Source organism: Micromonospora sp. H61, assembly GCF_018070325.1.
GTDB lineage: Bacteria > Actinomycetota > Actinomycetes > Mycobacteriales > Micromonosporaceae > Micromonospora > Micromonospora salmantinae.
In genome coordinates this window covers 27,000-34,533 of sequence record NZ_JAGPXY010000070.1, presented here as the reverse complement: position 1 = coordinate 34,533, position 7,534 = coordinate 27,000, and the positions used below count along the sequence as shown (strand labels likewise).

The 7,534-nt window shown below is 70.7% G+C and carries 9 protein-coding genes and 1 pseudogene; 1 reads left to right on the top strand and 9 read right to left on the bottom strand.

What is annotated here, in order from left to right:
• Positions 1-29 precede the first annotated feature (29 nt).
• The 3 genes from KBX08_RS26670 to recO all read right to left on the bottom strand — a co-directional run bounded on the left by KBX08_RS26670 (position 30) and on the right by recO (position 1,970).
• Positions 30-215, bottom strand: coding sequence for a hypothetical protein (locus KBX08_RS26670; protein WP_030336441.1), 186 nt, complete (start codon positions 213-215; stop codon positions 30-32).
• Positions 216-286: 71 nt separating this feature from the next.
• On the bottom strand, positions 287-1,099 hold the full coding sequence (locus tag KBX08_RS26665) for an isoprenyl transferase (RefSeq protein ID WP_210786091.1): 813 nt from the start codon (positions 1,097-1,099) through the stop codon (positions 287-289).
• A gap of 4 nt (positions 1,100-1,103) precedes the next feature.
• Positions 1,104-1,970, bottom strand: a complete 867-nt coding sequence (gene recO, locus KBX08_RS26660) for a DNA repair protein RecO (protein WP_210786090.1) — start codon at positions 1,968-1,970, stop codon at positions 1,104-1,106.
• A gap of 102 nt (positions 1,971-2,072) precedes the next feature.
• Between recO and KBX08_RS26655 the strand changes: the two genes are divergently transcribed.
• Complete coding sequence (locus KBX08_RS26655; RefSeq protein ID WP_210786089.1) at positions 2,073-2,882, top strand: DUF4097 family beta strand repeat-containing protein; 810 nt, start codon at positions 2,073-2,075, stop codon at positions 2,880-2,882.
• A 4-nt stretch (positions 2,883-2,886) separates the two neighbouring features.
• Here the strand turns inward: KBX08_RS26655 and KBX08_RS26650 are convergent.
• From KBX08_RS26650 to KBX08_RS26625, 6 genes and pseudogenes are all read right to left on the bottom strand, one after another.
• Positions 2,887-3,054: pseudogene (locus tag KBX08_RS26650) on the bottom strand (acyltransferase); the annotation flags it as partial.
• A gap of 121 nt (positions 3,055-3,175) precedes the next feature.
• Positions 3,176-4,072, bottom strand: coding sequence for a GTPase Era (gene era, locus KBX08_RS26645; RefSeq protein WP_372494829.1), 897 nt, complete (start codon positions 4,070-4,072; stop codon positions 3,176-3,178).
• A 5-nt stretch (positions 4,073-4,077) separates the two neighbouring features.
• Positions 4,078-4,464 carry a cytidine deaminase gene (locus KBX08_RS26640; protein WP_112619633.1) on the bottom strand — a complete coding sequence of 129 codons (387 nt, stop codon included), beginning with the start codon at positions 4,462-4,464 and terminating at the stop codon, positions 4,078-4,080.
• A complete protein-coding gene (locus KBX08_RS26635; RefSeq protein WP_210786093.1) occupies positions 4,457-5,881 on the bottom strand; it encodes a hemolysin family protein in 1,425 nt (474 codons plus the stop codon). Before KBX08_RS26635 ends, KBX08_RS26640 begins: the two co-directional genes overlap by 8 nt.
• Positions 5,857-6,330 (bottom strand): rRNA maturation RNase YbeY, encoded by a 474-nt coding sequence (gene ybeY / locus KBX08_RS26630; RefSeq protein WP_030491788.1) that lies wholly within the window; start codon positions 6,328-6,330, stop codon positions 5,857-5,859. The genes KBX08_RS26635 and ybeY overlap by 25 nt, the downstream gene beginning before the upstream one ends.
• 15 nt (positions 6,331-6,345) lie before the next feature.
• Positions 6,346-7,404 (bottom strand): PhoH family protein, encoded by a 1,059-nt coding sequence (locus tag KBX08_RS26625; protein WP_210786087.1) that lies wholly within the window; start codon positions 7,402-7,404, stop codon positions 6,346-6,348.
• Positions 7,405-7,534 lie beyond the last annotated feature (130 nt).

Sequence of the window (7,534 nt, the reverse complement as noted above, 5' to 3'; positions counted from 1 at the left end):
GGGCGCCGGAGACAGTTGGGGTGGGTTGGTCAGAAGAAGCGGCGGCGCTTGGCCTTCTGCGGACGGATCAGGTCCGCACCCTTGGTCAGCAACCGGGTCGCCCCGGAGGGACCACGCCGGGCCTCCAGGGTGTGGCTGAGCCGGCGAGCGCCGGCCGCGGCCAGCGGCACCGCGATAGCCATCACCGCCCACTGGGCAATGCGCTTCTGGATCATGTGGGTTCACCTCCGTCAGTGGCTTCTGACGTCTCTGATACCCAGAGTGACGTGCGGGTAAGCGCGTCGGCTCAGATAACCGGAGCGACCGGGTTGGGCAACGCGCCGCCGAAGCGTCGGTCCCGCTGGGCGTACAACTCGCACGCGTACCACAGGTGGCGGCGGTCGAAGTCGGGCCAGAGCGTGTCCAGGAAGACCAACTCGGCGTACGCGGTCTGCCAGAGCAGGAAGTTGGAGATCCGCTCCTCCCCGGAGGGGCGCAGGAACAGGTCCACCTCCGGGATCTCAGGGTGGTAGAGGTACTTCGCCACGGTCTTCTCGGTGACCTTCGCCGGATCCAGCCGGCCGGCCGCCACGTCCCGCGCGATCGCGGCGGCGGCGTCACCGATCTCGGCCTGCCCGCCGTAGTTGACGCAGAACTGCAGGGTCAGCGTCGAGTTGTCGCGGGACATCTCCTCGGCGGTCTGCAACTCGGAGATGACGCTCTTCCACAGCCGACCGGGCCGGCCCGACCACACCACCCGTACGCCCAGGTCGACCAACTGGTCACGGCGGCGACGGATCACGTCCCGGTTGAACCCCATCAGGAACCGGACCTCGTCGGGCGAGCGCCGCCAGTTCTCGGTGGAGAACGCGTACGCAGACAGGTACGGGATGCCCATCTCGATGGCGCCCTCGATGGTGTCGAAGAGGCTGTGCTCCCCCGCCTCGTGCCCCTTGGTGCGGGGCAGCCCGCGGTCCTTGGCCCAGCGGCCGTTGCCGTCCATCACCACCGCCACGTGCTTCGGCACCGCATCGGTGGGCAGCGCCGGGGGGCGGGCCCCGGACGGGTGTGGCACCGGCGGCGTCGGCTCGCGCCGGCCGGCCTTCTTCGATCGAATCACTCGGTCACTCCCTGTTCGCGCCGTCCGCCCCAGCCTCGACGTCGCCACGTGGCCGGAGCACCACGGCCCCGGTGCCCTCCGGCGGCGGGGCCGTGCCGGCCGCCGAGGAACCCCGGTCGACCAGCGGCAGCGAGCGTAGCGCGCGCTCCAGGTGCCACTGCAGGTGAGCCGCGACAAGCCCGCTGCACTCCCGACGTACGGCGGTGTCGGTGGCGTCGGCGATCACCCAGTCGCCGGAGGTCAGCGCGGACATCAGATCGATGGTGGCGGGGGCGGGATGAGCCGCCCCGGGAGGCCGACAATCCGGGCAGACCGCGCCGCCGGCCGGCACCGAGAACGCCCGGTGCCGCCCGGGCGTGCCGCAGACCGCGCAGGCGACCAGCGCCGGCGCCCAGCCGGCCAGGGACATTCCGCGCAGCAGGTACGCGTCGAGCACCAGGGTGGTGGCGTGCTCGCCCCGGGACAGCGCCTTCAGCGCGCCGATGGTGAGCTGGAACAGCCGCAGCGACGGCTCCCGTTCCACCGGGGTCAGCCGCTCGGCGGTCTCGGCGATCGCGCTGGCCGCCGTGTAGCGCGGATAGTCGCCCAGGAACCGTTTGCCGTACAGCTCGATGCCCTCGACCTGGCTCACTGTGTGCAGAGAACTGCCGTGGTTGCCCTTCGGGTCACCGGCGAGCTGGAGGTCGACGTGGCCGAACGGCTCCAGGCGGGCACCGAACTTGCTGGTGGTGCGGCGGATCCCTCGAGCCACCGCGCGCAGCCGGCCGTGCCGGCGGGTGAGCAGGGTGATGATCCGGTCGGACTCGCCGAGCTTCTGCACACGCAACACCACCGCGTCGTCGCGGTAGAGCTGTCGGCGATACCCGGCCATCGGGCCATTCTCCCTCGGGGTGTGAAATCAGGGTTGGTTCGGGGTGCAAGCGCGGATGAACCCCGATGCGGCCACCTCGTGCTCGGCCGTAGCGTGCTGGTCATGGCACTGCACCCGACCACCACCCCCCGCCGCCGTCGCGTCGCCGCTCCCGTCGCGCTAGGGCTCGCCACCACCCTCATCGTGCTCGCCGGGTGCGACAACCTGTCGTTCCGTCGGCTCGACTACGACAACACCGAGGCGGTCCGGATCACCACGGTGCGGGTCTCCGGGGGCTCGGGCGACGTGGTGGTCCGCGGCACCGGCCCGGCGTCCGAGGTGCGGATCAAGCGAGTGGTTCGCTACCAGGGCGGTGAACCGGACAACACCCGCTACGAGATCAAGGGCAGCGAGCTGGTGCTGGACACCGACTGTGGCTCGCGGTGCAGCATCTCCTACGAGGTGACGGTGCCGGAGGGTGTGGCGGTGCAGGGCGAGACCAGCTCCGGCAACGTCGAGCTGAGCCGGGTCGGCACCGTGGAGCTGCAGGTAAGCTCGGGCGACGTGCGGATCTCGGGTGCGTCGGGCGCGGTCGGGGTGGAGGCACGCTCGGGCAACATCGAGGTGAACGAGGCCACCGCGGCGGTACGGCTGCGCGCCTCGTCGGGAGACATCACGGCACGCCGGCTGGGCGGCACCGTCGACGCCGAGGCCAGCTCGGGCAATGTCAACGTGGAGCTGGACAAGCCCGCCTCGGCCCGGGTCCACGCCTCCAGCGGTGACGTCACGCTGGTGGTGCCGGAGGGCAGCTACCGGGTCCGGTCCAACGCCGACTCCGGCGACGAGACCGTCACCGTCGCCGACAACCCGGCGGCGTCCCTGGTGCTCGACGGTTCGGCCAACAGCGGCAACCTCACGATCAGCGAGCGTTGATCTCGACGCTGGCCCCGACCAGGGCGAAGACCAGCAGTACCCGGATGGCCAGGCCCACCGGGTCCTGGTGGGACCAGCCCACCACGTCGACCAGCGGAGTGAGCGCCACCACGAACGGCATGTGCCAGAGGTGGACGGTGAGCGCCCGCCGGTTGAGCAGGGCAACCGCCCGGTCGGCCCGACCCTGCGTGGCACCCGCACCAGACGACAGCTACCTCGACCGGGCGTGAACATCCCCGGCTGCCCGACCGAAGGCGATAGTGCCGCCGGTCGGGCACCGCAGACGAGGTGGGTCAGAAGCCCAGCTTGCGCAGTTGCCTCGGGTCGCGCTGCCAATCCTTCGCCACCCGTACGTGCAGGTCGAGGTAGACCCGACCGCCGAGCAGTTCCTCGATCTGCTTGCGGGCGTTGGTGCCGACCTCCTTGAGCCGGCTCGCCTTGTGCCCGAGCACGATGGCCTTCTGGCTGGGCCGCTCCACGTACAGGTCGGCGTAGATCTTCATGACCTGACCCTCGGGGATCATCTCCTCCACCACCACGGCGATGGAGTGCGGCAGCTCGTCGCGGACCCCCTCCAGGGCGGCCTCCCGGATCAGCTCGGCGACCAGCACCTGCTCGGGATCGTCGGTGAGCATGTCGTCCGGGTAGAGCTGCGGCGACGGCGGCAGGTACTTGGTCATCACGTCGACGAGGGTGTCCACCTGGTGCCCGGACACCGCGCTCACCGGCACGATCTCGGCGAACTCCCCCATCTTGCTGACCGCCAGCAGCTGCTCCGCCAGGCGACGCTTGTCCACCAGGTCGGTCTTGGTGACCACCGCCAGCACTGTCGCCTTCAACTCGGCCAACTCGCCGGTGATGAACCGGTCACCGCGCCCGACCGGCTCGTCGGCGGGGATGCACAGGCCGATCACGTCGACCTCGGTCCAGGTGGACCGGACCAGGTCGTTGAGGCGTTCGCCGAGCAGCGTACGGGGGCGGTGCAGGCCCGGCGTGTCGACGAGGACCAGCTGCGACTCCGGTCGGTGCAGCACCGCCCGGATGACGTGCCGGGTGGTCTGCGGCTTGTTCGAGGTGATGGCGATCTTGGTGCCGACGATGGCGTTCGTCAGCGTCGACTTGCCGGCGTTGGGGCGACCGACGAAGCAGCCGAACCCGGCCCGGTACGGGCGCGCCTGCGGATCCTGCACCGGGCTCACTGGGTCACCGTGCCGAGGACCGTGCCGTCCGGAGCGGCCACGTGGACCGGTGCGTCCGCCGCGAGGTCCCGTACCGCAGCGTGCCCGGCACCATCCAGCGTCGACGCCTCGGTCACCACCACCGCCGCCTCCAGCCGACTCGCCCCGGCCGCCACGGCTGAAGCGACCGCCAACTGCAACGCGGTGAGCGTCAGCGACGGCAGCGCGACACTGGCCGCCGCGTACGTCCGGCCGTCCTGGTCGCGGACCGCGGCGCCCTCGACGGCACCGACCCGCGCGCGGGCTCCCCGGGCCAGGACGACGAGCTTGCCGTCCTCGGCGCTCAACGCGCCCGACGCGGTGGGGGTGGGCCGGGCGGCAGGCGCGGCGGGTGTGTCAGGCATCGGCGGGTTGCCTCTCGTCGTCTCGATAGTTGTCAGTGTCGTCCCCGGAGCCGGTGTGCTCGCCGCGCCCCGCGGTGTCCTGCTCATCGCCCGGCTCCACCCGACTGACCAGGACGGTGTCGATCCGGTTGCGCCGGCCGGTGGTGCCCTCGGCGACCAGGCGGAGACCGGCGACCTCGGCCTCGGCACCCGGGATCGGCACCCGCCCCAGCGACTGGGCGAGCAGACCGCCGACCGTCTCCACCTCGTCGGTGGGCAGGTCGGTGTCGAACATCTCGCCGAGATTCTCCACCGGCAGGCGAGCGGTCACCCGCACCGAGGAGTCCGCCAGACGTTCGACGGGCGGGCGCTCGACATCGTACTCGTCGGTGATCTCGCCGACGATCTCCTCGAGGATGTCCTCGATGGTGACCAGACCGCCGGTGCCGCCGTACTCGTCGACCACGATGACCAGGTGGTTGCGGGCCGCCTGCATCTCGGACAGCAGGTCGTCGACCGGCTTGGACTCCGGTACGAAGGTCGCCGGGCGCATCAGCTCGGCCACCGGCAACTGCTCGGCTCCCGGGTCCCCGCCACGGGAGCGCCGGATCAGGTCCTTGAGGTAGAGCACCCCCAGCACGTCGTCGACGCTCTCGCCGATCACCGGGATGCGGGAGAAACCGGAGCGCAGGAAGAGCGCCAGCGCCTGCGCGAGCGTCTTGCCCTCCTCGATCCACACCATCTCGGTACGCGGCACCATCACCTCACGGGCGATGGTGTCGCCGAGCGCGAAGACGGAGTGGATCATCTGGCGTTCGCCGTGCTCGACCACGCCGCGCTGCTCGGCGAGGTCGACCAGCTCCCGCAGCTCCACCTGGGTGGCGAACGGACCTTCCCGGAAGCCGCGCCCCGGGGTGACCGCGTTGCCGATCAGGATCAGCAGCGACGCGAGCGGGTTGAGCGCCCGGCCCAGCCAGCGGACCAGCGGCGCCACCGCACGACCCACGGCGTAGGCGTGCTGCCGGCCGATGGTGCGTGGTGCGACGCCCACCACCACGAAGCTGACCACTGTCATCGCGCCGGCGGTCACCAGCGCGGCCCGCCAGCCGGCGCCGAAGCTGTCCACCGCCACAAGCGCCACCAGTGTGGTGGCGGTCAGCTCGGCGAGCAGCCGCAACAGCAGGAGCAGGTTGAGGTGCCGGACGACGTCGCCGGCCACGACCTGGAGGGTACGGGCGCCGCGCACGCCGTCGCGGGCCAGCTCGGCGGCTCGGGCCGGTGAGACCGCGGCGAGGGCAGCCTCGGTCATCGCGATCAGGCCGGCCAGCACCACCAGACCGGCCGCGAAGACGATCAGCTGAAAGTCGGGAAGGCCGGCGGTGGCGCCGGCCGCGAGTAACGGAGGAGTGGACATCACTGGGTGCGGGTCGACCGCCAGCTCGCCAGCAGCCGAGCCTGGAGTGCGAACATCTCCCGCTCCTCCTCCGGCTCGGCGTGGTCGTAGCCGAGCAGGTGCAGCACACCGTGCACGGTGAGCAGGTGCAGCTCGTCGGCCGGTGCGTGCCCGGCGGTCGCCGCCTGCTTGGCCGCCACCTCCGGGCAGAGCACGATGTCGCCGAGCAGTGCGGGCTCGCCGCCGGCCGGTGCGGACTCACCCGGGCCGTGGTCGACGCTGCCCTCGTCCATGGGGAAGGCGAGCACGTCGGTCGGGCCGTCGCCACCCATCCAGCGGTGGTTCAGCTCGGTCATGTAGTCGATGTCGACAAGCAGCACTGACAGCTCGGCGAGGGGGTTGACCCCCATCTCGTCGAGGGCGTGCCGGGCGACGGCGAGCACGGCGTCGGTGTCGACGTCGACGCCGGACTCGTTGGCGATCTCGATGGACAACTGCTTTCCTCTGCTTTAGCGGCGGCGGCCGGCCCGGCCGCCCTGGGCGGGTCGCCCAGGCACGGCGTGAACGCCCTGCGCCTGCTGGTTCTCCCGCTCGGCGTCCCAGCGGGCGTACGCGTCGACGATCTCCCCGACCAGCTGGTGGCGGACCACGTCGGAGCTGGACAACTGGGAGAAGTGCACGTCATCGACGTTTTCCAGGATCTCCCGAACCACCCGCAGGCCGCTGCTCGTCCCGCCGGGAAGGTCCACCTGGGTGATGTCACCGGTCACGACGATCTTGGAGTTGAAGCCGAGTCGGGTGAGGAACATCTTCATCTGCTCGGGCGTCGTGTTCTGCGCCTCGTCCAGGATGATGAACGCGTCAGAGAGCGTACGACCCCGCATGTAGGCCAGCGGGGCGACCTCGATCGTCCCCTGGGCCATCAGCTTCGGGATCGTCTCCGGGTCGAGCATCTCGTGCAGCGCGTCGTAGAGCGGACGCAGGTACGGGTCGATCTTCTCGTTGAGCGTGCCGGGCAGGAAGCCCAGTCGCTCGCCCGCCTCGACCGCCGGCCGGGTGAGGATGATCCGGTTGACCTGCTTGGCCTGCAACGCCTGGACTGCCTTCGCCATCGCCAGGTAGGTCTTTCCGGTGCCGGCCGGGCCGATGCCGAAGACGATGGTGTGGGTGTCGATCGCGTCGACGTACTTCTTCTGCCCGAGCGTCTTGGGGCGGATGGTGCGCCCGCGCCGGGAGAGGATGTTGAGTGTCAGGACCTCGGCGGGCCGCTCGGCGCTGCCCTGCTCGAGCATGCCGACGGTACGCCGGACGGCGTCAGTGGTCAGGGTCTCGCCTTTCTCGATGAGTTCGAGGAGCTCGCTGAAGACCCGCTCGGCGAGGGCGTTGTCCGCAGGGTCACCGGTGATGGTGATCTCGTTGCCGCGGACGTGCACGTCACTGGTGACCGAGCGTTCGACGAGTCTGAGGATCTCGTCGCCTGCGCCGAGCAGATTGACCATGATCTTCGGGTCGGGCACGGTGATCCTGGTCTGCACCCGGGGCGGGCCGGGAGGTGGGGTGCCGGTCATAGGTTGGGCCGAAGGGCCCTGCGCCACCTGCTCTCGATCTCGGCGCCGGCCTCCTGGCCTGGCGTGCGGACGTTACACCCATCGTATCGGTTCAACGCGGGCCGCATCGCGCCCATTTCCGCTGGCCGCG

What these genes read in the sequence shown, in the direction of transcription:
- KBX08_RS26670 (WP_030336441.1), bottom strand. Translation starts at nt 215, where the DNA reads ATGATCCAGAAGCGCATTGCCCAGTGGGCGGTGATGGCTATCGCGGTG.
- recO (WP_210786090.1), bottom strand. Translation starts at nt 1,970, where the DNA reads ATGGCCGGGTATCGCCGACAGCTCTACCGCGACGACGCGGTGGTGTTG.
- KBX08_RS26655 (WP_210786089.1), top strand. Translation starts at nt 2,073, where the DNA reads ATGGCACTGCACCCGACCACCACCCCCCGCCGCCGTCGCGTCGCCGCT.
- KBX08_RS26640 (WP_112619633.1), bottom strand. Translation starts at nt 4,464, where the DNA reads ATGCCTGACACACCCGCCGCGCCTGCCGCCCGGCCCACCCCCACCGCG.
- KBX08_RS26625 (WP_210786087.1), bottom strand. Translation starts at nt 7,404, where the DNA reads ATGACCGGCACCCCACCTCCCGGCCCGCCCCGGGTGCAGACCAGGATC.